Annotated in this window: 1 protein-coding gene; it reads left to right on the top strand. The window is 49.0% G+C overall.

Annotated elements, in window-relative coordinates; all coding sequences use genetic code 11:
* A partial coding sequence (locus tag P0G09_RS20315) for an ATP-binding cassette domain-containing protein (RefSeq protein WP_342760589.1) occupies nucleotides 1-290 on the top strand: 290 nt, incomplete at both ends.

Genomic DNA, 290 nt, shown 5'->3' with positions numbered 1-290 from the left:
ATCCAAATCATATAGGAATGGGGTTCACGCACTGCGTGATATCAATCTTGAAATAGAGGAAGGCGAATTTGTTTATATCATCGGTCCGACAGGATGTGGAAAATCCACCCTGATCAAGCTGCTGGACGGAGAAGAGCTTCCGGATCAGGGAGAGGTGTATGTAGCGGAAACCAACGTGGGGAAGCTGCGTCACTCCCGCGTACCCTTCTACCGCCGCAATATCGGTGTGGTGTTTCAGGATTTCCGGTTGCTTCCGAAGATGACAGTCTTCGAAAATATTGCATTTGCAC

It is taken from the genome of Faecalibacterium sp. DFI.5.82, from assembly GCF_029076575.1.
GTDB classification, from domain to species: domain Bacteria; phylum Bacillota; class Clostridia; order Oscillospirales; family Ruminococcaceae; genus Faecalibacterium; species Faecalibacterium duncaniae.
This window is presented reverse-complemented; position numbering and strand designations above follow the sequence as displayed.